Genomic DNA, 24,505 nt, shown 5'->3' on the forward strand with positions numbered 1-24,505 from the left:
TTGAGCGGAGCGCAGTTTTACAAGCGAGTTGTGGAGGCAGCTTTGTCTGATTTTTTGTTTACTTGGGTTTACCAGATGCTTAACGCCAGTCAATAGCCGCCCCGGAACGAGGCGGCTATTGATGCTGATTGACCGTATTGGTTATTACGGGATGTCAATGCTGCCGTTGAAGCTGGTTGTGGCAGGAAATGTATTGGTATTGAACCGTGGACCGTCCGCTTCATTTGGGCTGAAGAAGGCGTTTCCGTTCGCCGTGATCAGCCCATTGTTGCTGAAGGTACCGGTTGCGTGCCGACCAATGATGGTGCCACCCAGGGCCAGCGAAGGATTCTGGGCCCCTTGCTGACCATTGCGATAGGTTAATGAGTCTGATTGAATGCGTCCATTATTGGTCAGATTGCGATTGGCCAGCAGGTAGATTTTGGCCCCGATCTGGGCTCCGTTGAGGAATTTTGGCCAGTCAATGGGTGGGTTTTGCCGCAGTGGTGGGTGAATGTCGAAAAAGATTTCATTACTCTGGATTTTTCCAGTGTTGGCATTCACGATATCCCGACCCGCTTTGAATATGGAACTGCCCGAGTGCGAGAAGTCATATTTGGGGCCACTGGTGTTGAACGCCGACAATAACGCCTTGTTGGGACCGATGGTAATGAAATCGTTATTGTTGGTGATGTCCTGGGTTGCGGCCAGATGGATACTGCCACCGGTTCGCAAGCCGCGGGTCATGGTGATTTGATTGTTGGTGATACTGCCATTGGCCAGCCAGCTGATATGACCGCCGCCCAGCGAGAATGTCAAATCGTGGAAGCCCTCTCCCACCAGGTGAACACCGGGTGTCCACAGCGTGTTGTTCTGGATGTTGCCATTGTTTAGGATGGTATGTGTATTCAGGGTGAAAAAGAGTGGATTGGTGTTGGAATTGGTCAGGTTATTGTTAAGCGCCAGTCCACTGGCCTGACTGGCCAGTATCAGGTTACTGGCGCCTTCAGCGTTAGCCAGGGCGGCGCCGTTGCCACCACTGCTGCCGCCCGGGTTGCTGACGGTACGAATGGCACTGTCATTCAACCGATCGGTGAGGTTGGTGAACAGGGTGCCCGTCCCGTTGTTCTGTGTGAGCAGCAGCCCATTTTCAGCGTGCCGCACGTATTCATTACGCCGGGTGGTCAGCAGGTTCACGTTATTGCCGGTTGTGGCGCTTCCCGCAGTGGCCGGGGTCGATCCGGTCTGGACGGTGCTGACGTTATTCAACACGGTTGTTTCTCTGAATGACGCACTACCACTGTTGCCGAGTCCACCGGCCCGCGTGGATACATTGCTGAAGCCACCGGGATTCACTGTCAGCACAGCCCCGGCTGCCCCACCGTTCCCACCTGCTCCGGCGTTGGCTGTGGCATTGGCGATGGGGTTGCCAGTGGTGCTAAGGGCTTTGCTGTCGGCCCAGGCGTTGCCGCCTCGTCCGCCTTGTCCACCATTGGCGCTGATCGATCCGGTTCCGGTGGGATTGTTATTGCCGCTGAAGACAACCAGTCCCCCCCGGCCCCCTTGTCCACCGGCGCCCCCGTTGGAGGTGGCGTTGGCGGTGGGTGTTCCCCCGACGGATGATTCAATGTCGAAGCTGTTGGCGTGTCCGCCGCCGCCGCCAACCCCGCCATTGGCCTGAATCGTCCCGGTATGGCTACTGCTGTTACTACTGAAGGCGATCAGGCCACCGGTGCCGCCTGTCCCTGCCACACCGTTGACAGTGGCATTTGCGTTCACCCCACTGCCTGTCGTGACATTGACTGTATTGGCAATGGCCCCGTTTCCGCCGTTGGCCTGCAAGTTACCCGTGTTGGTGATGGTATTCAAGGCCGTCAGGATAATGCTGCCGCCATTGCCGCCATTTCCTCCGTTTCCGTTGGCGTTAAAAACACCATCCACCGAATTGCCGCCATTGGCTTGAAGGGTGGCGTTGTTAATCACGTTACGTGCTGCCGACAGGATGATGGTTCCCCCATTTTTACCGAAGGCGCCATTGGCGAAAATACTGCCGCGTTGTGCGACGTCGCCTTCATTGTTGGCAACGGTCTGGCTGATGCGGCTGTTGATGGTGCTTTTTTCGCTGGCTGAAAATACGGGGCTGGCGTTAATATCACTGGCCACCGATAGGCTTTGTCCGCTGGCCACCAGTCTTACCGTCCCGCCCCGGAAATCGGCACTGTCTGGGGTGTTAAACAGGATGTTGGGCATGCTGGTATCGCCCCTTCCGGTACCTGCCGTGGGTGCCGTGGGTACCGGGTTGTTTGCCAGTTGCGGATTGTTTGCCATCACTGTGGCGTCTCCGTTATCTCCCTTGAGATCGGTACCGGCCAGGCCATTGGCCCGAATGATGGCCTGGGTGTTGACAGCACCGCCTTCAATGTTGATTACGTTGGTGTCAAATGTGCCCGCCACTTTTCCAGAGGTATCGATGATCGATCCGGCTTGCAAATCCACCACCCCGGGGCTGTTAATATTCACCGCGCCCCCATTCCCCCCAAAGCCTTGTGCTGTGATTTGGGCGTTGCTTCCCAATGTTAATGCGCCGACATTGAATTGAATCAATCCACCGTTGGCCCCATTGGCAAAAATGCTACCGTTCTGGAACAGGTAGTTGGAATCTACGACCACGCTACCCCCGTTGCCGGTGTATAACGTGCCGTTTCGGACGGCACTGACATCAATATTGCCATCCAGCCGGACGACGTTACTGCGGAAATACAGGTTGCCTCCATTGCCGGTGGGCACTCCGTTGCTGTTGCTTTCAAGCCCTCTTACCAGATTGCCGCTACCCAGGCGCAAACTGCCGTTGTTGTTTTGAAAGGTGGTTCGGGAGCCGGGTGTGTTGAAATAGGTTCCTGCCTGGATCTCCTGCCCGTTATTGATGGAGTTGACGTCTCCGGGCGCACCGTAGGCGATGGGCACAGAGAGGGCTGTGAGTCCTGCCAGTATAGTCCGGGTGACCCATTGCAATCGGGGCACGCTGTTTTGTGCTGCGGTCATGGCGCATTTCCTTTCGTACTGTTCATGGTCTGACTGAAGGTGATTAACGGAATTATGTGAGAGCCTGAAGAATGGAACAGGATTTTGGTGCGTTAGAGTGGATTGAACCCATTGATTTTGAAGAGACGAATTGGTGAATTCTCTCTTCTGATTTCGTGATTGGTCACAGCCCTCATTGGACTAGACTGTGTCAAAAAAAAATCAGGAAGACTATTGGCATTGTGATTAATGTCTTGATGGTTAATGCGAAAGCTCTGCCCATTAACCTGAACGGGTATTTATTTTCAGGGAGAATGGCTTTATAACTGTAGTCAATCTTTTTTTCAGGTTGTCAGTTCGGGGATAAGGCATTCACTTGCGGCTGAGACAAGTGAATCGCAGTTCGGGTGTTTTCATGCACTTTTGGCAGGATGGGGCTATTTTTGTGAGAGTCAGTTTGATACGAGCGCAAAAAGTTTTCTGTTGGATTTTTGCGATTATTTTTAGCACTTTTTTCGGCGCGACATCCGCCCAGACGCCCGATGGCGTAACACGTTTGCAACCTGATTTGAATTCTGGCCTACTGACCCCACTGGGGCCCAGAACACAGATTACGCCATCCAAACAGGATTTTTCTGCTTCACCCGCCGTCCCCTCATCATCGACCTCTTCGGGGGAAACTTCCCCGGACGTGCAGGTGCAGGAAGAAGTTCAGATGGAACCATCCGCGGCACCCACGGTTCCGGATCTGTCCGCCTCCCGGTTATGGATTCGTAAAATTCGTGTGGAAGGAGCCTCATTTCTCCATCAGCAGGCGCTGCAGCCGTTGACGCAGCCGTACGAGGGGCAGTTTCAGACCCTCCATTCCCTGAGTCCACTGTTGGTGAAAATTACCAACTATTACCGGGAAAAGGGCTATCTAACCACGGAAGCCTACCTGCCGCCTCAGGAAATTCGGGAAGGTGAGTTGATTGTAAAAGTTCAGGAGGGCGTGATTGGCAGCGTCAGTCTGGAGGGTGGACGCTTCTATAGCGCGCGGGTGATCAATCGCTACTTGAGCCAGAAGCCCGGTTCACTGCTAAATATGAAGCTGCTGGAGCAGGACTTGAAGGCCATCAACCGCTTTGAGGATGGCCTTAAGGTCAAGGCCTTTTTATCTCCCGGCCAGGAGCCCGGACAGACCAACATCAAGTTAAGGGTGGCGGAGCGTCAGCCGTGGCAAATCAGCCCTACGATGGATAATCAGGGGCGTTATTTTATCGGCTTGTACCGGGCGGGGCTGGAGGTTCGGAATAACAGCCTGTTCAAGCAGAGTGATCGCCTGTATGCCCGCTATCTGGGGGCGGAGGGCATGCAAGTGGCGATGGCCTCCTACAGTATTCCCTTGAATCGCTTTGGGACCGAACTTTCCGGCAATTGGGCCTCCAGCCATGTGGATGTGAAATTGCCGGTGGAGAATGCCCCTTCCATTACGGGCCGCTCTTACAACGCGGGGATTCTGCTCAGTCAACCTTTGGGAAAAAATCGAAACTGGCAGGTTGACGCGGGTTTGAATTGGCAACGAACGGATAATTTTTTTGAGGGGGAGCAGACGAATCGGACGGATGTGCATTCGTTTCAGCTGGGCTTGAATTTTGATCGCTATGATCGGTGGGGACGAACGTTTAACCGGGTACAAAACACAGTTGCCTTCAAGGGCGCTGGCTCCCGGGACAGTTTCTGGAAGGTGGAAAACTATTTTTATCGTGTGCTGGCCCTACCCAAAAATAATCTCCTGATTTTAAAGTCCTATGGCCAGTGGACACCGGACGCCCTGCCAGCCATTCAGCAGTTCCAGCTGGGTGGGTATAGCAGTGTTCGCGGGTTTACGGAAGGGGCCCTCATCGGGGATCGTGGCTACAACCTGGGGGCTGAATATCGCTTTCCCATTCCCGGTCTGGGGCGGATCAGTCCCTGGATGGGGCAGCGTGTGCAGGGCTCTCTTTTTTACGATTTCGGACAGGTGTGGCAGGATAGCAGTAATCCTGCCTACAATCGACGAACGGCCACCCTCGCCAAGAATACCCTGTTGCAAGGCGTCGGGTTTGGCGTCAGGGCTCAGTTGAGTCGCTATTTGCAAGGCTTTGTGGATGTGGGCTTTGGTTTGGGCAACCGCAAGGACATTGAGCCGGAGGGACGCCAGCCCACGGCCCGTGTCCACCTGGGGATTCGTTCCGATTTTTTGCCCACCGATTACAAGATGCGCAACACCGGTATCCAGTTTTATAATCCACCCCGACTGGCCAAACAGGTCAGTCCGCTTGTGCATTAAGCCCTTACAGCCGCTTCAGGAAGGAGACGTCCCATGATTCAGACCGCGTTGAAATCGGTATACTCCTTTAAATCCGGGCATCGGGAGATGAAGGACTTGTTGGGAAGCAAAGGGGCCAATCTGGCAGAGATGGTTCAGTTGGGCTTGCCGATTCCGCCCGGTTTTATTCTGACTACGGCGGTCTGCAATCAGTACCTCTCCAGGGAGCAGCATTTGTCGGAGCGCTTGATGGCCGAGGTGAACGAGGCGCTTAATCTGGTGGAGCATGAACTGGGGCAAGTCTATGGGGACCCGGAAAAGCCCTTGCTGTTGTCTGTCCGTTCCGGGGCAAAAATTTCCATGCCCGGTATGATGGAAACCGTGCTGAACCTTGGGTTGAACGAGGAAACCCTGGGTGGACTGATTCGTCAGTCTGGCAACGAATGGTTTGCCTATGATACCTACCGCCGTTTCGTGCAGATGTTTGGCAGTGTGGTCATGGGTGTGCCCAAAGCGTACTTTGATGATTTGCTGACTCACCAGAAACTGCGCTGGGGGATTGCGGAAGACTCTCGACTCAGCGTGATCATGATGCGTCAATTGGTCAATGCTTACAAGGAAGTGATTCTGGATCGCACCGGGCAAACGTTTCCCGATTCGCCGCAGAAGCAGTTGCGATTGGCCATTGAGGCGGTGTTTCGTTCCTGGCAAACGCCCCGTGCCATCGCCTACCGGAATCATCAAAAAATCGATCACGCTTTGGGGACCGCCGCCATCGTGCAGGCCATGGTGTTTGGCAATCTGGGAGCCGATTCGGTTACCGGCGTGGCCTTTACGCGAAATCCTGCCAATGGGGACAAGGAGTTGTACGGGGAGTATCTGGTGAACGCCCAGGGGGAAGACGTGGTGGCCGGGTTGCGAACCCCTGAAAAGTTATCCGCCCTGGCCGTGGAAATGCCCCGGATTTATCAGGAATTATCAGAGGTCGCTTACCGTCTGGAGCAACATTACCGGGAGGTGCAGGATATGGAGTTCACGGTGGAACGTGGGCGGCTGTACGTTTTGCAAACCCGAACGGGTAAGCGGACTGTGCAGGCAGCGGTTAAAATCGCCGTGGATATGGTGGAGGAGGGCCTCTTAACCCGGGAGGAGGCCTTGCTTCGAATTGACGCCAATCAGTTAAGCCAGCTATATGTCCCGGCCTTTAATCCGGCGGAAAAGGCCAAGGCCCGGCGTGCCGGGCGTTTGTTGGCCGTCGGGCTGAACGCTTCCCCGGGGGCGGCTACCGGCAAGCTGGTTTTCGATCCGGATGAGGCCATGCAATGGTCGGAGCGGGGTGAGGCGGTGATTTTATGCCGGGTGGAAACCTGCCCGGATGATATTCATGGCATCCTGGCCGCCCGGGGAATTTTAACCGCGCGGGGCGGTAATACCAGTCATGCCTCCGTGGTGGCCAGAGGCTTGGGAAAGCCCTGTGTGGCGGGTTGTGAGGCCTGTCAGGTGGATCTGGGCGCCGAGACCTTGACGGTGCAGGGACGAACTTTTTCCAAGGGGGTGGTGATTTCCATTGATGGCAGCACGGGCGAGGTATACGAGGGGGCGCTGGACGCTGAAACTCCCACGAGTCACAACGCGGCACTGGATGCGCTGCTATGCTGGGCCGATGAACTGCGTCGGCTGGAGGTGAGGGCCAATGCCGATACACCGGCGGATACGCTGAAGGCACTAGAGATGGGTGCCCAGGGTATCGGTCTTTGCCGGACCGAGCATATGTTTATGGGAGTAGATCGTTTGCCAGTGGTTCGGCAGTTGATTCTGGCCCAATCATCCCGGGAGCGGCGGCAGGCGTTGGCCCTGCTATTGCCCATGCAGCGAGCGGATTTTAAAACCCTGCTGGAAATCATGTCCGGCAAGCCGGTCACCATCAGGCTACTGGACCCGCCCCTCCATGAGTTTTTGCCGAATCGGGAAGAAGTGCAGGCGGAGATGCTGGCCTTGAAGCAGGCGGACCCCTACCAGATCGCGTATCAGGAGAAGCGAAGATTGTTAGGCAAGATTGATGAGTTGCGGGAAGTGAACCCCATGATGGGGTTTCGGGGGTGTCGTCTGGGGCTGGTTTACCCTGAAATTTACGAGATGCAGGTGCGGGCTATTTTTGAGGCGGCCTGCCAGGTGGTGGCGCAAGGCGGGCTCGTGCGCCTGGAAATTATGATTCCGCTGGTGGGCTTTGCCACCGAACTGAAGCAGATACAGCAACAGCTGGACGCCGTGGCCCAGCGGGTCATGGGTGAGCATCAGTGCGGGGTGGACTATTGGTTTGGCACCATGATTGAAGTGCCTCGGGCTGCGCTGGTGGCTGATGAACTGGCCCAGTACGCCCGGTTTTTCAGTTTTGGCACCAACGATTTGACCCAGTTGACACTGGGCTTCAGCCGGGATGACTCCGAGGGGCGCTTTTTGACCCGCTATCTGGAAAAAAATATTCTTGAGCATAACCCTTTTGAAACTCTGGATATTGAAGGGGTGGGGCGCTTAATGATGCTGGCCCGGGATCAGGGCAGACAGGCCCGACCGGATTTGAAACTGGGCCTCTGTGGGGAACACGGCGGCGAGGCGCAAAGTGTTCAATTCGCCCACCGGATTCGGCTGGACTATGTGAGTTGCTCTGCGTTGCGCATCCCGGTGGCCAGGGTGGCTGCCGCCCAGGCGGTTATACTGGGTGTTGCCGAGGATGTCGGCTTCGATTCCAGACCCTTTCCCCGACTTGGTACCTGAGAGTAGCCAGTGGTGTTATTGCTTTATTAGACCGGTATGGCTCCGGTTTTACACTGCTGGTTAATGGTGACTGCTCCCTGATTCCGGGTATGATTAACCCCACTTGAACATCCAACGGTGGCGGTTTAAAGCCCTCTGTCACCCGAGATGTTTCAGGCACGGCCCTGCCGTGTTTTTATTCGCCCCTGAACATTTTCAAGACAACACGTTTACAAGGACGCTTTCACCACAACAACCGCCCGGTGCAACTTAATATGCACCGGGAGCAATTTCTGATCCACCCCAGGCCAATGACCTACCCTGCGGGTGGTTTTTTCTTATTGCGGGGGCATCATCCCTCAGAGATGCCCGGACTGGCATTTTTACCAGGCCGTCTTTGCGGGTTCTTCCGGGGGGCTTCCCCTCTTGTCCAGATGGCTTTGTTTTCGCTATGGTGTTCGGTGTCGTCCCGAGAAGAAAGAGGGCCTTATGCTGACTGGTGATTTGGAGCAGCGGATTCTGGAGCGGATTCGTCAGATTCCTGCGTTTGAGAAGTTTGGTTTACGCATTACGGATTTATCCCCCGGCGTGTGCGAGGCGGAAATGCCCCGGGACCCGGAGTTTGATGGCATTTTTGAGTCTTTTCACGGGGGATTGCTGATGACTGTGGCGGATACCATCGCCTGCTTTGCCATTATGACCCAAACGGGCCCGCAGGAGCGCATGGCCACCACCGATATGAGCATTCGTTTTCTGGCCCCTTGCCTGACCGATGTGCGGGCCGTGGCCCGGGTCATCAAGCTGGGAAAGAGCCTGTGTCCGGTACAGGTGGATTTATACGACATGAACCAGCGGCTGGTGGCCGTAGCCCAGGTGTGCTACATGCGTTTGGGGTAAAATAATGGGAACTAGAGTGGGTTCGTTCTTAATCGTTCTTAATATTTTCGGTCTTAAATCCACTTGACGGGTTTTAACAGATTTAACAAACCCCGAACAGAGTCCCTGCTGCATGTTAAACACCCCTAATTGGCCTGACGGACGGGGGCGAGTTCCATACTCTCCCTTTACCTCCATACCAACGGCATCTCCCACGCTGACGCCGCCGCTGGCACAACCCGCCGGAGGTTCTTACGGGTCGGGAGGCGCTGGGGAGGACCGATTTCGTTCCAGGGCCCTGAGTTTCCAGAGGGGGCCGCAGTCGTTGCACGGAGAAGATCCTCTCACGCCCTTGGGGGCAATAGCCCAGCCAAACAAAGCCCGGCAGGCTCGAAACTCCGGGAAGCCTGATGGCAGTGCCGGGAATGCGGCCCAACCCTCAGCGGAGCCCAAAGTCAATGGCTCCAAACTGATTGGCGCTTTTAAAATCACTTCCGCGCTGGTGGTGACCGGGGCGGTGAATGCCTTTTTCTTTGGGGTGCCCATTTATATCTCCTCGGGGATTGCCGCTGCCGTGGCCGGGGCTCAGGCCCTTGCCGCTCTCAAAATTCACAAGGAAGATACCCCGTTTACCCAAAAATTAATGGGCTTTACCCGCAAGCTCATGGGCCGGGAGACGGATTTGACACCGGCTGGCAAGGAGTGGTCCATGGTCCCGGTGTGGGCTGGCATTTGCGGCGCTTTTGGGCTGTCTGAGGCTTTTTTGAATCACATGTTCAAGGAGTCCACCGGTTATCAGAAAAAGACGTTTGAGGACCGCAAAAAAAGTATTCTGAACGAGATTGAGCGCAGTCGTTTCGGCCTGAAGAAGGTTGTGTTGGGGCAACAGCTGAAAGGCATGTCCCTTGTGGAGTCCTGCAGACGGGGACTGAGCAGTAAGTTTAGCCAGTGGGCCACACAAGAGGGGGCCACGGGTCTGCTCGTCAATCGCCTGAAACAGTTCCTGGGACGGTTCAATCGAGGTGGTGCGGCTCGGCCCAATTATCCGCTGATTTACCTGTGGTCGCTGGGCATGGCCAGCTTTGCCGGAGCCGCCCAGACCGTTGTGGCGGCCCTCATGCAGCAAAAGATCGATCGGGCCAACGGGATGGCGAAATCCAAATAGCCGTTTTTAATACTCGTGGAGTTTCAGGGTGTTCTGGATGGCGATTTTATCCTCCAAGGCAGCGTTGGTTTCTTCTCTGGAACCATAGTGATCGGCGGTGCTGTCATCGGCCGGGTGTTTGCTGCCAATGGCCGGACCCCTGCCGCCACCGGCCAGATCCCCTCCGGTGGGCCCACCCATGCGCTTGCCCCCCAGGTTTATGTCATACCCTTCTCGGCTGACCGATTCATCCAGTTCCAGGCTGGAATGCCCCTCACTGGGGGATGATTCCGGACGGTTTATTGTTGCCTTGTGCGCTTTGCTGGCCCCTGTTGTTTTCCGGGGTTTGTTTTTTTGAGTCATGGTCAGGCGCTCCCTCTCAATCCTCTGCAACAGTCGATTCTGTCATGATATTTTGAAGTGGATTTTACCGACTGGCTATTCCCATATCGGCTAGTGTCAAGCGACTGATTCCTGAGAACGGCTTGAGGAATCGTCATCGGGTCCCCCGACAGGCCCTCTGGTCAGCGGAGGGCTTGTGCTAGAGTATTGCAAGGCGTATTTCCCGAGAGGCCTTTTTCCGGGATGCTTTTACTGGCGCTTCCCGGGCAAGCACGGATGGAGCAGGGCTTTTATGAACCATTCATACAGTTTTCGTAAAACAGGTGTGTGGGTCGTTTGTCTGCTTTTGTTGACGCAGACACTGACCAGGAACCCGGCCTGGGCGGAGCCTCCGGCTGTTACGGCCAGCGATTCCCTGCGCACCGCCTCCTATGACGCGCTCCCGGTCAAGCCCTATGTGTGGAGTAACAGCCAGAAGCTGGCGCTGGCGGAAACGCTCAGCAACTGGGCTGTGGAAACGCTAAAGCGGGAGAACGCCCGGGTGGGGGTACTGGCTCGGCAAGGGTCGGTGTTTACCCGTTTGTTTGATCCCACCGGTATGACGCATTCGGGCTTTGTCTTTCAGGAGCCTGAAACCGGTGAGTGGATTATCTACAGCTTATATTCTGACCCGGTCAATAACCGAAAGACGGCCTTGTTGTGGCGGCAAAGCATCAAGGATTTTTTCTACGGGCAGAGAAACGATCGCAAGGAAGCATTGCTGCTGCTGCCATCCGACGATTTGCAAGAACGATTGTTGCAGCGCTTGCGGGCCAAGCCGTTTCAGTCCCTGCTGCCCCTTCAGCATCATTACAATCTGGTGGCCCCTCTGGAATCGGTATTGAGTTTTAATTGCACCAAATGGGTGGTGCTGAATCTGTTTGCCGCCCGTGAAAATTCGGAGGATGTGCCTGCTCTCATCGGGCGCATGCGTCAGGAGTACACGGTTAAGCCCTTGCGTCCCCGCTTTTTGGTGCGACTGGTGTTAAAACGAAAACCGGATGTGAACTGGGAGGAACTGAATCCCCCCGGTACGGTGAAAACAGTGACGGTGGAAAGCCTGTACAACACCCCATTGTTTGAAAAGCGATTTCTATTCAGCGATTCGCAGGATTAGCCGGTCATCCCGGATGCGACTCATTCGGGACGCCGCCCGTGGCCTTGCAGGTCACGGGCCTGAGGGGCATGGGTTGATCGGGGGGGAACGGGTGGCTATTGGCTGGTGGGTTTTTTCTCGGGGGGCTCATTCCCTCGGAACAGGGCCCAGAAATCGGTGGTTAGAATTCGCCAAAATTCTTGAACCCACTGCTGAACCTGCTGTTTGAGAGACGCCATGATCCCGCTGGGTGGATCGGCCTTTGCGGGTTCCGTGCGGGGCTCCGCGCCCTGATGCGAACCGTTTGGGGACGGCAAGGGATCGGTCTTGGGCTGCGGGATTTTTTTTGCGCAGCAACTGCCCTTGAAGTGGATGGCAGTGGGTGGGCTGGAAAGGGTCAGCATGGTTTTCTGGCTCGGGAGAGGGGCTTGTTTTGATGGCGACTGTTTGATGACAAAGTTTGATGGCGACAGGGGGAAGAGGAAGTGCGCCGACGCCGTTGGGACACAACGGAGCCGACGCAGGTGGAATTATTCCCCAACCGGGGTTTGGTCACTAACGGCAGCAGCTAGCGCCGAACTGGGGGCCTTTTTTTTCGAAGGTATCCGCTTGCAGGGCGTTCAGCAATTTGGCTTGCTGTTGCTCTTTTTGTTGTTGTTGGGCCACTTTCTTTTGTTGCAGGGCCAACAAGGGGTTGTTGCCTTTGAATTGGACGTTCATTGTATGTTCACCTCCTTTTATTGGGATAACCCGTTATGTTGTTCCGGATTTGCGTTGCGTTTGTTGCTGATGCCCCTGCCACAGACCGCCAACCATCTCACCGATTTCACTCATGCAGATGATGCTGGGGCTACAGCCCCGGGGACAGGTTTGCAGCAGCGCCCCCGTTCCCAGCACCTCGGTCAGGTTTTTCTTGAGGGTATGGGCTTTGTGTTGCAGCCAGGGGAAGTTTTTCAGGGGCAGTTTTTCAACGGGCAAGTTGCGCAATTGGCGGTGGGCCAGCAGTGAGGCCAAAACGCCCAGCCCGCCCACGGATAGAGACACTCCAAGGCGGGAGACCGATTCCGGCAGATTGCAGTATTCCTTTAAATCTTTCACAAAAAATTTTTGGGCCCACTGGTTGGTCTGAACCGCAGTGGCCACCAGTGGAGCCACCACCAGCAGGGTCAGGCCGGAGGCTTTATTAAAACGGAGGGCCATGGGGGTGATCACCGCCGCCGATTCGAGGCCGGTGAGCCAAGCGGGCGGCTTCCATTGAAAGGCCTGGTTGAGTTGCCCGACCGTGGCTACCCCCAAGCCGACTCGAGCCCAGCTTTTCCAGTCGGGAGAGAACAGGAATTTGCCTGCGCTGGCGCTAGCGGCCTTACCGGGGAAATGGTGGGTGGCCAGGCCCAGTGCGAATAGCAGGCCAGCCCAGGCCAGCTTGGCCCCTTGAACAGGGTGTTTTGTCTCGCTCGGCAGGAGTCTGGGAGCGGGCTGGGTGGGAAGGGTTGCCTGGTTCCGCCCTGAAAGATCAGTCATTACCGGAATAAAAGACCGACTGGCTGGCGTGGTCTTTATCCACGGGCTGGTGAGCTGCGGCGGGGTAGACAGGGTAGACATAAGCGCACCTGTATTAGGGACCTCAAACAGGAGACAGGCACACCTTACCGCAAATATCCCAAGAATATAAGCACTGGCATGTGAGCAGTTGTTTGAATGTGAGCTTTCTCAAGTTGAAACTTTTGCCTGTTATGGCGAGTACAAGGATTAAGTCATGGTTTCCGGGGGGTCAAGGATGACTTTCTTGACCAAATCGTAAAATGGGTCAAAATTATATCAGTGGCTCCTCACCCGCTCTCAATAAAAAAAGGCGCACGCGATGGGACGAAAAAAAATTCAGCAAAACCGCTCTGCGCTGATTTTAGAAGCGGCCTCGGAACTGTTTGCCCGCTTTGGCTATCAAAAAACCACGCTAGAGGACATTGCCCTGAGGGCCGGCATTGGCAAAGGCAGTGTTTACCTTGAATTTGAGAGTAAAGAGGCTATTTTGTTCGCCCTGATACTGGACAATAAGCAGGTTGAGCTTGAGGGCATGCGCCAGGTGGTTTGCCGGACGGATAAATCGGCCTTGACGCTGCTGAAAATTATGCTGGTGCAAAATGTGGGGGAAGTTTTTGACTCGGTTTGCCGGAATCAGCGCAGTCCCGAGGAGATGGCCGCCAGTCGGGAGCGGGTCAGGCTGTTGTTGGCCCCTTTTTTTCAGGCCCGGTTGGGCCTGGTGGAAAGTTTACTGCAACGGGCCCAGGCCCAGGGGGAGATGAACCCGGCCCTGGAGGCCTCCCACTGCGCCCAGTTGGTGTTATTGGCGTTACGAGGGGTATTGCCCCCTTACGAGGCTTCGGCTACCCGGGTCAAGTTGCAGCATCAGGCCGCTGAATTGCTGGAGTTGCTGTTTAGCGGATTACGTTTTCACGTCACAGGAGTCTCTCTATGAGTTCGTTGAGTGCTAGCCCTCCCGGCGGTCGCCTGAAAATGCCTCGGTTGTGGGGCGCTTTGGTCTTGGTGGCCCTGTTGCTGGGCGTCTTTGTCTGGACGCGGCAGCAGGAGCAGCCTGCGGGTGGAAAAAAAGGCATGGGTAATCTGAAAAACGTCCCGGCTCCGGTGACTCTGGCCCCGGTCACGTTGCAAACCATGCCGGTTCAGATCCAGACCATTGGCACCGTGGAGCCTGTTTCCACGGTGACCCTCAAACCCCAGATCGAAGGCCGCCTGATCGGCATTCACTTCCAGGAGGGGGCCTTTGTGGAGCAGGGTCAGTTGCTCTTTAGTATCGATACCCAGCCCATTCAGGCCTCACTGGCTCAGGCTCAGGCCACGGTCAGCAAGGATCAGTCTCTGGTGGCGCAAGCGCAGGCCAATCTGGTTCGGGATCAAAGTGCCGTTAAACAGGCTCAGGCCAATATTGAAAGGGATGCCGCCCAGCTGGAGTACGCGGTGGCCCAGGAAAAGCGTTTCGCCTCTCTGCTCAAGGATGACTTTATCAGTCAGGATCAATATGAACAGGCGGTGACCTCCCGACGGGCGGCTGAAGCCACATTGCTTGCCGATCGCTCCGCGCTGGAAAACGCCCGGGCCATTGTGACAGCGGATCGTTCCAGTATTGAAAGCGCCCTGGCCAATGTGCGAGCCGATCAGGCCGTGGTGGAAAGCAACCGCATCAAGCTGGCCTACGGTACCATTCGGGCTCCCTTTTCCGGTCGAACCGGCAGTCTGAAAATCCACGTGGGCGATACAGTCAAGGCCGGGGATACCGAGTTGGTGCGACTGGATCGCATGAACCCCATCAATGTCGGCTTTTCCGTGCCGGAGCAGAGTCTGAAATCCCTGCGAGCTTCAGGCAAGGCCCGTCGCTTCCCGGTGGGAGTGGAGACCCGGGAAACCCCGCCCACCCGCTTGACCGGGCTGGTGGATTTTCTGGACAACACCGTGGACACCAATACCGGCACCATTCGTATGAAAGCCAGTTTTGCCAATGAAAGCCGCAAACTGTGGCCGGGTCAGTACGTGGATGTGGTTCTGAAACTGGCCCAGCAAGCCAATGCGGTGGTCATTCCCCTGCTGGCGTTGCAAAGTGGCCAGCAGGGCGATTATGTCTACGTGGCCCGGGCCGGGCTGGCCAAACTGCGGCCCGTGGTGGTGGATCGTATTGTGGGCAATCAGGTGGTCATTCGCAGTGGCTTGTCCGCTGGGGAGCAGGTGGTAACCGATGGACAGTTTCAGCTTTCCGACGGCTCCAGACTGCAGGTGAAAGCCGGTACCCCTGAAACCAGGCCGGTGGCCGGTCAGTAAAAATCGAAGGTATGAAAGTCTGATGACGTGAACAATTTCACCAAATTATTTATTGACAGACCGATTATGACCACCCTGGTCATGCTGGGGATCCTGCTGTTCGGGATTCTGGCTTACCGTCAGTTGCCGGTCAGTGATCTGCCCAACGTGGACTTTCCCACCATTCAGGTTAGTGCCAGCCTGCCAGGGGCCAACCCGGACACCATGGCCGCCTCCGTGGCCACCCCGCTGGAGCAGCAGTTTTCCACCATTGCCGGTCTGGATTCCATGAACTCCACCAGCAGTCTGGGTTCCACCTCCATTACCCTGCAATTTAATTTAAGCCGAAACATTGACGCTGCCGCGCAGGACGTGCAGGCGGCCATTTCCGCCGCTTTGCGAAAACTGCCCAACGACATGCCCTCACCGCCCTCCCTGCGAAAGGTCAACCCGGCGGACTCGCCCATTATCTATCTGGCTCTGACTTCGCCTATCTTGCCCTTGTCCGAAGTGGATGAGTATGCCCAAAAAGTGGTGGCCCAGCGGATTTCCATGATCAATGGCGTGGCGCAGGTGTCCGTGTTCGGCTCGCAAAAGTACGCCGTGCGGGTGCAAGTCGATCCCAAGGCGCTGGCCAGCCGAAATCTGGGGATCGATGAAGTGGCCACCGCCATTCAAAAGGGCAACGTGAATTTGCCCACAGGGGTTCTGTACGGAGACTACAGGAACTATACGGTCAAAGCCAGCGGCCAGCTGATGAAGGCCAGTGATTACCGACCCCTGATCGTGGCTTACCGTAACGGCTCCCCCGTGTACCTGAGCGAACTGGGCCGGGTGCTGGACAGCGTGGAAAACAACAAAACCGCCAGCTGGTTCAATGGCACCCGGGGCATTGTGCTGGCGGTGCAACGGCAGCCGGGCACCAATACCATCGGGGTGATTGACAAGGTCAAGGAGCTGTTTCCCAGCTTTCAGGCCATCATTCCGCCCTCCGTCAAGCTGGAGGTGGTTTTTGATCGCTCCCAGACCATTCGTAAATCGGTGGAGGATGTGCAGTTGACGCTGGTGATCACCATTGTGCTGGTTATTGCCGTCATCTTCCTATTTCTACGCAATATTTTCGCCACCCTGATTGCCAGTCTGGCCTTGCCCATGTCCATTGTGGGGACGTTTGCGGCCATGTCCCTGCTCAATTTCAACCTGGATAACCTGTCCCTGATGGCCTTGACCCTGGCGGTGGGTTTTGTGGTGGATGATGCCATCGTGGTGCTGGAGAATATCATCCGGCACATGGAAATGGGCAAAGGGCCTCTGGAGGCGTCGGTGATTGGCTCCCGGGAAATTGCCTTTACCGTCTTGTCGATGACCGTTTCCCTGGTGGCCGTGTTTATTCCCATTTTGTTTATGGGCGGCGTGGTGGGCCGATTGTTCAATGAGTTCGCCATGACCATGGCCGTCTCCATTCTCATTTCGGGCTTCATTTCCCTGTCCCTGACCCCCATGTTGTGCAGCCGCCTGCTGCGCGCGCAGAACATTCATGTTGAGCAGAAAAACGGGCTGCTGGTGGCTTTTGAGGCCGGGTTTAATTCTCTGTACGAGATCTATCACGACACGCTGAAAATTTGTTTGCGCTATAAAAAGACCACCATGGCCGTGTTTGCGGCGTTGCTGGGCCTGACCGTGGTGATGTTTGGTGTGGTGTCCAAGGGGTTTATTCCCACCGAGGACACCAACCAGTTGTTTACCAGCACTGAAGGCCCACAAGGCATCGCCTTTCCGCAAATGGTGGCCCACCAGCAACAGTTGGCGGACATTATTCGTAAAAATCCCAACGTGCAAAGCGTCATGTCCAGCGTGGACAACGGCAATACCGGGCGGATTTTCGCCACGCTCAAGCCGCTGGAAGAACGCAAGGAAACGGTCACCCAAGTCATCCAAAAACTGCGACCGCAACTGGCCGAAATTCCCGGTATTCGGGCCTTTATGCAGGCCCCGCCCACCATTCGGTTGGGAGGACAGTTGAGCAAGAGTTTGTACCAGTTCACCCTGCAAAGTCCTGATTTACCGGCCTTGTATCAGTCCACGGATACCCTGCTGGAGAAGCTCAAAAAGCTGGACGGCCTGCAGGATGTCACCACGGACTTGCAGATGACCAGCCCGCAGCTGACGGTGGACATCGATCGCAGCAAGGCATCCAGTCTGGGCATTACCGCCGAGCAGATTGAACTGGCCCTGAGCAACGCTTACGGCACCCGTCAGGTCTCCACGATTTACGCGGCCAACAACGATTATCAGGTCATTCTGGAATTGTTGCCGGAGTACCAGCAGAGCCTGGAGGATTTATCGGCCATATACGTGCGATCGGGCAATGGCAGTCTGGTGCCGCTGAACGCGCTGGCCAATTTAAAACGCAGCGTGGGGCCGCTGAGCGTCAGCCATTTGGGGCAATTTCCCTCCACCACCATTTCCTTCAACCTGCGGCCCGGGGTGTCGCTGGGGCAAAAAGTGGCCGAGATTGAAACATTGGCCCGGCAGACCTTACCCGCCACCGTGCGCAGCAGTTTTCAGGGCAGCGCGCAGGAGTTCCAGTCCTCCCTGAGCGGCATGGGTTTTCTGTTAATCATTGCCGTGCTGGTAATTTATCTGGTGCTGGGGATTTTATACGAGAGCTTCATCCACCCCATTACCATTCTGTCCGGCTTGCCCCCGGCGGGCTTGGGGGCCTTGCTAACCCTGTACCTGTTTAACCGGGATTTGGATATTTACGGCTTTTTGGGCCTGATTTTGCTGATTGGTATTGTGAAAAAGAACGCCATCATGATGATCGACTTTGCCCTGGAGGCCCAGCGTAAAGGGCACAAGTCCGCGGCGGAAGCCATTTACGAGGCCTGTCTGGTGCGCTTTCGGCCGATCATGATGACCACGCTGGCTGCCCTGATGGGGGCGCTCCCCTTGGCCATCGGGCTGGGGGCCGGTTCGGAATCCCGACGGACGTTGGGCTTGGCCGTGTTTGGCGGGCTGCTGGTGTCCCAGTTGTTGACCCTGTACATTACCCCGGTGCTTTATATTTATCTGGACGCCTTCAAGAATCGCTTGACCGGTTTTGGGCGGGCCGCCTGAGGGCCAGCCATCTTGGTAGCTTCCTTGCAAGGGCAAAAGCCCCCGCCAGCAATTTGACTGGCGAGGGCTTTTATTTTTAGCACTATCCTTAGGATAATACTGCTTGGATGTTACCCTTCGGAGCTATTGGATGTCGCTTACACTTTGCGGACCTCTTTCTTATCAAATACGCCGTCTCCATTAGTATCAGTGTAAGTTATGATCATATTACCTTTACGGATTGTCTTTGTTTCCCAATTGCCGTCTTGATCACCATCTAAGTAAGTTACTTCTGGTTCTTCGCCAGTCGTGGTTTCGCTTCCATCAGCGCTAGCTGGGGGTGTTGTAGCGGGAGCGCCAGCTGGAGGTGTTGAAGCGGGAGCGCCAGCTGGAGGTGTTGAAGCGGGAGCGCCAGCTGGGGGTGTTGAAGCGGGAGCGCCAGCTGGGGGTGTTGTAGCGGGAGCGCCAGCTGGGGGTGTTGTAGCGGGAGCGCCAGCTGGAGGTGTTGTAGCGGGAGCGCCAGCTGGGGGTGTTGTAGCGGGAGCGCCAGCTGGGGGTGTTGTAGCGGGAGCGCCAGCTGGAGGTGTTGTAGTGGGAGCGCCAGCTGGGGGTGCGTCACCGGAGGGTTTTTGGGTGGTGACCCATTTGTCGGCCTTGCCGTCACCATCAGTGTCATAGCCAAAAACTGTCTGGCCAGAGGCAGTCTGCTCTTGCCATTCATCGGCTCTGCCATCCTTATCTTTATCAATGCCCCAAATCCCTTGGCCAGAGGCATCGGCCTCAAGCCATTTGTCGCCCTTGCCGTCACCATCAGTATCATAGGCCCAATTTATCCCGCCATCGGCCATTTGAGTGCCCCAAGTGTCGGCTTTGCCGTTCTTGGTGCTATCAATGGCCCAATTCGTGACACGACCCTGGGAGCTGGCATCAGCGTCAGGAGGTGTTGGAGGCTTGGGAGTAACATCGGCAGGGGGATTTGTAACTGCGGGTGGCGCAGCGGGAGCGGTTCCGTCCGCTGCGGGCGGTGCAGGGGGATTGGTACCTGCGGGTGGCGCAGAGGGATTGTTTCCGTCCGCTGGGGCAGTGCTTCCGGGAGTGCTTGCTGGGGGATTACCCTCGGCTGTGGTTGGGCCGTTGGGTGTGCGTTTATACCAGCTGTCTGCCTTGCCATCATAATTTGTATCAAATGCCCAGTATTCTGTGCCAGGCGGATCTGGCGTGGTTGCGGGTTGGGCTTGTGCAGGTTCTTGTTGTTTTTCCTTTGCACTGGCTGCGAGAGCGACACCGGCTACGGAACTGGCTGCGGAACCGATTACGGGTGCTGTTGACTGCTGTTGTTGAGTAGAGCCACCTGCATCGGCTGCCGGACTTGGCTTTTTAGAGGCTGCGAGATCGACACCGACACCGGCTCCGAGACCTACTGCGGAACCGATTACGGGTTTTGTTGACTGCTGTTGTTGAGAAGCAGCGCCGGGTCCGCCGAGGCCAGACAAGCTGCGTGAAGCCACTGGCTTGGAGGCGGGCTCTTCCAGATCACTGCCGCCAAAGAGTTTCGCACTTGCAGAGAAAGTCGCGGTATCCTCTGGGGCACGTTTATCTGATAGTTTGATGTTTGCGGTGGTCAGTTTTTGGGCGCCTGCGTCCTGGTCAGCCTGAGACGGCAAGGCTCTGGTACTGACCTTCGGCCCCTTGGACGCATCAGTGGACGCGCCTTCAGCGCCACTGCCCGAGCCTTCAACCGCTTTGGGCTTCACTGCGGATGAGCTACCAGTGCTACTGTCCGAGCCTTCAGCCGCTTTGGGCTTCACCGAGGATGACTCTTCGCCTTTTTCCTCCTTTGGTTTAGGAGACTCTGGCTTTTTGGAAGAGGGGGTAGGCTTATTGCTGCTAATGTTGCTGACCATATTTTTTTATCCTCTCTTTCATAGGAATGCGTGTATTTTTTGCGCTTTTCTTTGACTGGATTGGCGTCTGGATTACTGGAATCCTGGACGCCACGACGGATTTTTCGAATGAAACCACAACAGTTTTTGGATCAAAGGCGATTGACCCAAGGCTGGAATAACAAGAAGGCTGGCAAGAAAGGTTGTATTATTAATATAAAAAACGATACGTTGTATGAAATTGCCTGCGCCCTCCGTTCGGGAATCCCGGAATTGAATGCCGATGGCTGGCCATGCCCGTAAACGCCTGTGATTGCGATGTTCAGGCCATGGCCTTGCCTGGTACAATCTGTCATCAATGGCGGGCCTCGCCGATGGCGTCGTAATCCATGGAGTCGTGATCCTGAGTGGCGGAATTCCGTTGGGGCAGCGTAGGGGATCAGAAGGCCAAGGGGTCTAGGGGCGGCAGGCAAACCCCCCTACCTGATGGGATCAGGCAGGGTTCTTCGATTGGGCGACTGTTGAGGGAATGAGGATGGACGCTGCAATTCTATTCCCGTGTTCCTTCAGGGCCTTCAGGATCTATCGTCCATCGGTATTGGCCGGTGTCATGGGTATCAGCTGCAACCCATCGCTAACAAAAATTGGGGCCTAAGTGGTGCCGTCCGTACTACCCGCGCCGGTGGTGTCAACAGCGCCAGCGGCAGCGTTAGTGCCGTAGGATGTAAAATTACTCGCCCAATACTTCTGATCTCTGGGCGCACCGCTTTCACCATACCCATCCAGGACATCAATCTTATCCAGGATTTCCGGGTTATTGAGTAATGCGGTGGCGGAACGTTGTAATGCCGGATCCGCTTGTTTTCCGTCAAGGCTCCCAGTGGAGGCTAACTGTTGTAAATCAGCTCTGGTAAAACTCGTTTTACCGGCATCTTCAAAGGCCTGTCCAAGGGCCTTCATTTCATCAGCAGAGACAGATTTAACATCAGCTTCTCCGGTTTGGTTTCCCACTGCCTCTTCCGTGTTACTGTCTTCAGTGACGCCTAGGACGCTACCTGTTTGACCGTCACCATCAAGGTCAACACCGTAATCGGTTTCAAGTCCTATGACGTCTCTGACTGTTAACCCATCTGCCTGTCGTTTATCCAAAGCATCAAACAGAGGGCCTTTATTATAGTCGGCTGTATTGTTTTCAGCATTGTTTCTGATTCTTTGGTAAAGGCTTTGCGCTCCATAGTTCAGACCAATAACTGAATTCAGATTATAGCTCATGGGAGTGACCTCTCCTTCTTAATTTGCACTTTTCTTAAAATTTAAAAGCTGGTGTTTCGTACTGATGATGAGAACCCTGACTTAAGCCATCACAGCTCTGATCTTGTGGTACTTCTTGCGCGCTCTCTCAAATACTGAATTTTCAAAAGGCTGGACTTAGTGACTCTCATAAAGAATAAAACCAAAGATTGGTATCAAATTGTCTCAACCTTAATATTCTTGGGCGTGGATTCCTTTGATGGTGTCTGATTTGTGGGTTCGCAAGGGCGGGCGTAGGCGGCTTGCAAAACCCCCTACCGGATGGGATCAGGCAGGGGGTTCCGCTACTGAGCGCAAGATTGATTGCTTTAGACTACGGCTTTCTTGTCATAATCCTCATTTTGCCAGCAGCCTCATTCGGAGGCGGGCGCTGGTTCTTCCTCCGGTTTATCGTTCCCTGCGGCATCTGATGCAGTGGCTTCCGTTGATGCGCTCGCTGCGGCATCTGATGCTTGCGGAGCCTCTGGGGGTACTGCGGCGGGGGGATTCTCATTATAGACGGCAGCCGCTGCAATTGAATCAGAGTGTTCTTTCAAGGCCTTTAAATTGTACCAGTCGTCCTCATTTTCAGACTGGAAGTTATTACCATCGGCATTGGCTTGATCCAGGGCGGTTTCAAGCTGTTGATCCCCAAGGATGGCATTGGCCGCGTCTACTTGTGCCTGGCTTGCTCCAGCGAACCGGCCTTTTCCTTCCGAAAGGTCGGTTAAGTCCTGCCGGCTGAAAATGGGATTGCCATCCGAGTCTGTGCCGGATGCCAGGTTTTCCACGCCTGCCAGTGCCTGCAGTGGTGCTGCTTTGATTACCATGGCAAAAGGTAAACTTACGCCCAAAGGATCATTTGATGCAAATGAATCCGTTGTGGGCTGACCTAATGGGCCTGTTCCAGCGCCAGCTTTTGCAGGGGCTGCGGGTCCAGTCGCACTTTGCATAGCCCTGGTAGTTATTCTTGCATTCGGATTAATGGTTCCCATAGTTTACCTCTCTCTCTTTCACTTTGTATGTGATGGATACCTGATTCCCACGGGTGCTGGCTAATGTGCGCAAGCGGATGATCCTGCGACGAACTCAGACCGAGCATCGGGCTTTTGCAAGATAGAGGCTCCATTGGCCGCCATCGAATGGAAAAGGCTTGAACTTACAATTTCACACTTCTTGAAATAAAAAATAATTTTTGCAGGAAATTGCCTGTGCAATTTGTTCCGGGATCATCGGGATTGAATGCCGATGGCTGGCCATGCCCGCAAACGCCTGTGATGGCGGGGGACAGGCCATGGCCTTGCCTGGACGCAGTTTGTAATGAGCAGGTAATAAACCGGGTGGGCCTTGCGGATGGGGTGCTGATCCTGAGCGGACAAAGCCCGTCTGGGGCATTTACCGCTGGGGGCCCTCGGGAGGGAAGGGGCTGAAAATGCGCTCCGTGTTCTGCCACCCCCGAATTTCGGTGGCTCCCCAATCCTGACAGGCAATTCGACCGTTGAGATCCCGGTAGGTGTTCTCGGAGATCACAATGTCACAGCCCAGTTGTTTGGTGGTTTCCTGCAGGCGGGCGGCCAGATTGACGGGCACCCCGATCAGGGTAAAATCCTTGAAATCCATGGAGCCGATGTTCCCGACCATGACCGGGCCAGTGGCAATGCCTATGCCCACTTGCAGGGGTTTCTGGTTGACCTTGATTTCGTTTCTTAAACGGACTTCCTGAATGATATTCTGGGCGGCCAGGGTGGCGGTGTAGGCGTGTTCCGTACCAGTCAGCGGAAAGCCCCAGTAAGCCATAAAGCCATCGCCCATCAGTTTGCTGATGACGCCATTGTACTTATGGAGTACGCAATAGCTGGCAATCTCGAAATATTCCACCAGATAGGCGACCATCTCGTCCGGGCTGGCTGTCTGGCTGAAGGCGGAAAAGCCCCGCAGATCACAGAACAGAACCGTCATGTTGTAATGCTGGTTCTGGATATCCTCAAAAGCGCTTTTGTTCTGATTGAGGTATTTCAGCACTTCCGGGGAAAAGTATTGGGAGAATGTCGATTTCAGCTCGTTCTTTTCGAGCTGCAAAGTCAGGTTCTCCTGCCTGAGTTGCTGAATCATGGCGCGGACGATCAGATCGCCCTCCTGCTGTTTGTAATTGTCCCAATCCTGTTGGGTCAACCTTTGAATGCGAGGGGCATGGTGTTGCAGGATTCTGGATTCTTGCAGGCGCTCCTTGATCTTTTGTTGATTATCCGACTGGGTCTGGGCGAGCGGGACAAAGCGGTTTTCCGGAAGCTCCGGTTTTTTGGGGGGCATCGGTTTTCTGGGCTCCGGGGCCTTGGGGGCCGGGGGTGCTTGCGCTTCCCGGTACTCAACCATGGCTTTGCGAACCTCCTGTAAGGAAGCACCCTGCCGGAGGGTAGATAAACAGTAGTAAGAGACGATCAGGAAGCATTGCCAAAAAACAACGCTAAGCAGGGGTATCCATTCAATTTGGCCATTGTATTGGCTGAATGCCGAAACCGGCATGCCAGAGACCACGCTCAGGAACAGAGAAACGTCTGTCACTGGAAAAAAAGTCTGCCAGTGTCCCGGTAACAGTGGCCCCAACAGGAATTTGTAGAAACTGTATAAAGGACTGCACAGGCCATAACCAAGGGGCTGTATAAACCAGAGTGACTCGGGCAGGGGCAGGTTCAGCAGTCGCGCCCCAAAGGGAAACCCCACCGCCATGATGATACCGGCCATGACCAGCACGTTGAACTTGAAAATCTCAGCGGCTTTGATTGGATGCGTTCGACGGTCGGACATTCTCATGGACTGCCTGTTACTGCCTGTCTTGTCTGGATACACGAATTCAGGAAACCGCCGAAGCCGGTCAGTCCCGG

The 24,505-nt window shown here is 55.3% G+C and carries 17 protein-coding genes; 9 read left to right on the top strand and 8 right to left on the bottom strand.

The window, feature by feature from the left end:
• Positions 1-144: 144 nt before the first annotated feature.
• Complete coding sequence (locus tag DF283_RS05880; RefSeq protein ID WP_303673798.1) at positions 145-3,021, bottom strand: beta strand repeat-containing protein; 2,877 nt, start codon at positions 3,019-3,021, stop codon at positions 145-147.
• 694 nt (positions 3,022-3,715) lie between these two features.
• Here DF283_RS05880 and DF283_RS05885 point away from each other — a divergent pair.
• The 4 genes from DF283_RS05885 (at position 3,716) to DF283_RS05900 (ending at position 10,085) form a co-directional block, all read left to right on the top strand.
• Positions 3,716-5,311, top strand: coding sequence for a ShlB/FhaC/HecB family hemolysin secretion/activation protein (locus DF283_RS05885; RefSeq protein WP_303673799.1), 1,596 nt, complete (start codon positions 3,716-3,718; stop codon positions 5,309-5,311).
• A 33-nt stretch (positions 5,312-5,344) separates the two neighbouring features.
• Positions 5,345-8,065 (top strand): pyruvate, phosphate dikinase, encoded by a 2,721-nt coding sequence (gene ppdK / locus DF283_RS05890; protein WP_303673800.1) that lies wholly within the window; start codon positions 5,345-5,347, stop codon positions 8,063-8,065.
• 468 nt (positions 8,066-8,533) lie between these two features.
• Positions 8,534-8,941, top strand: coding sequence for a PaaI family thioesterase (locus tag DF283_RS05895; protein WP_303673801.1), 408 nt, complete (start codon positions 8,534-8,536; stop codon positions 8,939-8,941).
• A gap of 304 nt (positions 8,942-9,245) precedes the next feature.
• Positions 9,246-10,085 (top strand): hypothetical protein, encoded by an 840-nt coding sequence (locus DF283_RS05900; RefSeq protein WP_303673802.1) that lies wholly within the window; start codon positions 9,246-9,248, stop codon positions 10,083-10,085.
• 6 nt (positions 10,086-10,091) lie between these two features.
• Here DF283_RS05900 and DF283_RS05905 read toward each other — a convergent pair whose 3' ends face one another.
• A complete protein-coding gene (locus tag DF283_RS05905) occupies positions 10,092-10,427 on the bottom strand; it encodes a hypothetical protein (RefSeq protein ID WP_303673803.1) in 336 nt (111 codons plus the stop codon).
• 271 nt (positions 10,428-10,698) lie between these two features.
• Between DF283_RS05905 and DF283_RS05910 the strand changes: the two genes are divergently transcribed.
• Positions 10,699-11,562: a DUF2145 domain-containing protein gene (locus DF283_RS05910; RefSeq protein ID WP_303673804.1), complete on the top strand. Its 864-nt coding sequence runs from the start codon at positions 10,699-10,701 to the stop codon at positions 11,560-11,562.
• 95 nt (positions 11,563-11,657) lie between these two features.
• Here the strand turns inward: DF283_RS05910 and DF283_RS05915 are convergent, their stop codons facing one another.
• The 3 genes from DF283_RS05915 to DF283_RS05925 form a co-directional block, all read right to left on the bottom strand.
• A complete protein-coding gene (locus tag DF283_RS05915) occupies positions 11,658-11,945 on the bottom strand; it encodes a hypothetical protein (RefSeq protein WP_303673805.1) in 288 nt (95 codons plus the stop codon).
• Between the two features lie 151 nt (positions 11,946-12,096).
• Positions 12,097-12,261, bottom strand: a complete 165-nt coding sequence (locus DF283_RS05920) for a hypothetical protein (RefSeq protein ID WP_303673806.1) — start codon at positions 12,259-12,261, stop codon at positions 12,097-12,099.
• Positions 12,262-12,294: 33 nt separating this feature from the next.
• Positions 12,295-13,143 carry a hypothetical protein gene (locus tag DF283_RS05925; RefSeq protein WP_303673807.1) on the bottom strand — a complete coding sequence of 283 codons (849 nt, stop codon included), beginning with the start codon at positions 13,141-13,143 and terminating at the stop codon, positions 12,295-12,297.
• Between the two features lie 259 nt (positions 13,144-13,402).
• Between DF283_RS05925 and DF283_RS05930 the strand changes: the two genes are divergently transcribed.
• From DF283_RS05930 to DF283_RS05945, 4 genes are all read left to right on the top strand, one after another.
• Positions 13,403-14,017 (top strand): TetR/AcrR family transcriptional regulator, encoded by a 615-nt coding sequence (locus tag DF283_RS05930; RefSeq protein WP_303673808.1) that lies wholly within the window; start codon positions 13,403-13,405, stop codon positions 14,015-14,017.
• Positions 14,014-15,372 (top strand): efflux RND transporter periplasmic adaptor subunit, encoded by a 1,359-nt coding sequence (locus tag DF283_RS05935; protein WP_303673809.1) that lies wholly within the window; start codon positions 14,014-14,016, stop codon positions 15,370-15,372. The genes DF283_RS05930 and DF283_RS05935 overlap by 4 nt, the downstream gene beginning before the upstream one ends.
• A gap of 27 nt (positions 15,373-15,399) precedes the next feature.
• Positions 15,400-18,471: an efflux RND transporter permease subunit gene (locus DF283_RS05940; RefSeq protein ID WP_303673810.1), complete on the top strand. Its 3,072-nt coding sequence runs from the start codon at positions 15,400-15,402 to the stop codon at positions 18,469-18,471.
• Positions 18,472-20,462: 1,991 nt separating this feature from the next.
• Positions 20,463-20,636, top strand: coding sequence for a hypothetical protein (locus tag DF283_RS05945; protein ID WP_303673811.1), 174 nt, complete (start codon positions 20,463-20,465; stop codon positions 20,634-20,636).
• A 348-nt stretch (positions 20,637-20,984) separates the two neighbouring features.
• Here the strand turns inward: DF283_RS05945 and DF283_RS05950 are convergent, their stop codons facing one another.
• From DF283_RS05950 to DF283_RS05960, 3 genes are all read right to left on the bottom strand, one after another.
• Positions 20,985-21,605 carry a hypothetical protein gene (locus DF283_RS05950; RefSeq protein WP_303673812.1) on the bottom strand — a complete coding sequence of 207 codons (621 nt, stop codon included), beginning with the start codon at positions 21,603-21,605 and terminating at the stop codon, positions 20,985-20,987.
• A gap of 392 nt (positions 21,606-21,997) precedes the next feature.
• Positions 21,998-22,618: a hypothetical protein gene (locus tag DF283_RS05955; RefSeq protein ID WP_303673813.1), complete on the bottom strand. Its 621-nt coding sequence runs from the start codon at positions 22,616-22,618 to the stop codon at positions 21,998-22,000.
• A 400-nt stretch (positions 22,619-23,018) separates the two neighbouring features.
• Positions 23,019-24,428, bottom strand: a complete 1,410-nt coding sequence (locus DF283_RS05960; protein ID WP_303673814.1) for an adenylate/guanylate cyclase domain-containing protein — start codon at positions 24,426-24,428, stop codon at positions 23,019-23,021.
• Positions 24,429-24,505 lie beyond the last annotated feature (77 nt).

This window comes from Vampirovibrio chlorellavorus (assembly GCF_003149375.1).
Lineage (GTDB): Bacteria > Cyanobacteriota > Vampirovibrionia > Vampirovibrionales > Vampirovibrionaceae > Vampirovibrio > Vampirovibrio chlorellavorus_B.

Bases quoted from the DNA above. Each gene is read 5' to 3' on its own strand.
- DF283_RS05880 (WP_303673798.1), bottom strand. From the start codon at position 3,021: ATGACCGCAGCACAAAACAGCGTGCCCCGATTGCAATGGGTCACCCGG.
- DF283_RS05955 (WP_303673813.1), bottom strand. From the start codon at position 22,618: ATGGGAACCATTAATCCGAATGCAAGAATAACTACCAGGGCTATGCAA.
- DF283_RS05960 (WP_303673814.1), bottom strand. From the start codon at position 24,428: ATGTCCGACCGTCGAACGCATCCAATCAAAGCCGCTGAGATTTTCAAG.
- DF283_RS05915 (WP_303673805.1), bottom strand. From the start codon at position 11,945: ATGCTGACCCTTTCCAGCCCACCCACTGCCATCCACTTCAAGGGCAGT.
- DF283_RS05895 (WP_303673801.1), top strand. From the start codon at position 8,534: ATGCTGACTGGTGATTTGGAGCAGCGGATTCTGGAGCGGATTCGTCAG.
- ppdK (WP_303673800.1), top strand. From the start codon at position 5,345: ATGATTCAGACCGCGTTGAAATCGGTATACTCCTTTAAATCCGGGCAT.
- DF283_RS05935 (WP_303673809.1), top strand. From the start codon at position 14,014: ATGAGTTCGTTGAGTGCTAGCCCTCCCGGCGGTCGCCTGAAAATGCCT.
- DF283_RS05910 (WP_303673804.1), top strand. From the start codon at position 10,699: ATGAACCATTCATACAGTTTTCGTAAAACAGGTGTGTGGGTCGTTTGT.
- DF283_RS05945 (WP_303673811.1), top strand. From the start codon at position 20,463: ATGAAACCACAACAGTTTTTGGATCAAAGGCGATTGACCCAAGGCTGG.
- DF283_RS05925 (WP_303673807.1), bottom strand. From the start codon at position 13,143: ATGTCTACCCTGTCTACCCCGCCGCAGCTCACCAGCCCGTGGATAAAG.
- DF283_RS05905 (WP_303673803.1), bottom strand. From the start codon at position 10,427: ATGACTCAAAAAAACAAACCCCGGAAAACAACAGGGGCCAGCAAAGCG.
- DF283_RS05950 (WP_303673812.1), bottom strand. From the start codon at position 21,605: ATGAGCTATAATCTGAATTCAGTTATTGGTCTGAACTATGGAGCGCAA.
- DF283_RS05885 (WP_303673799.1), top strand. From the start codon at position 3,716: ATGGAACCATCCGCGGCACCCACGGTTCCGGATCTGTCCGCCTCCCGG.
- DF283_RS05930 (WP_303673808.1), top strand. From the start codon at position 13,403: ATGGGACGAAAAAAAATTCAGCAAAACCGCTCTGCGCTGATTTTAGAA.
- DF283_RS05920 (WP_303673806.1), bottom strand. From the start codon at position 12,261: ATGAACGTCCAATTCAAAGGCAACAACCCCTTGTTGGCCCTGCAACAA.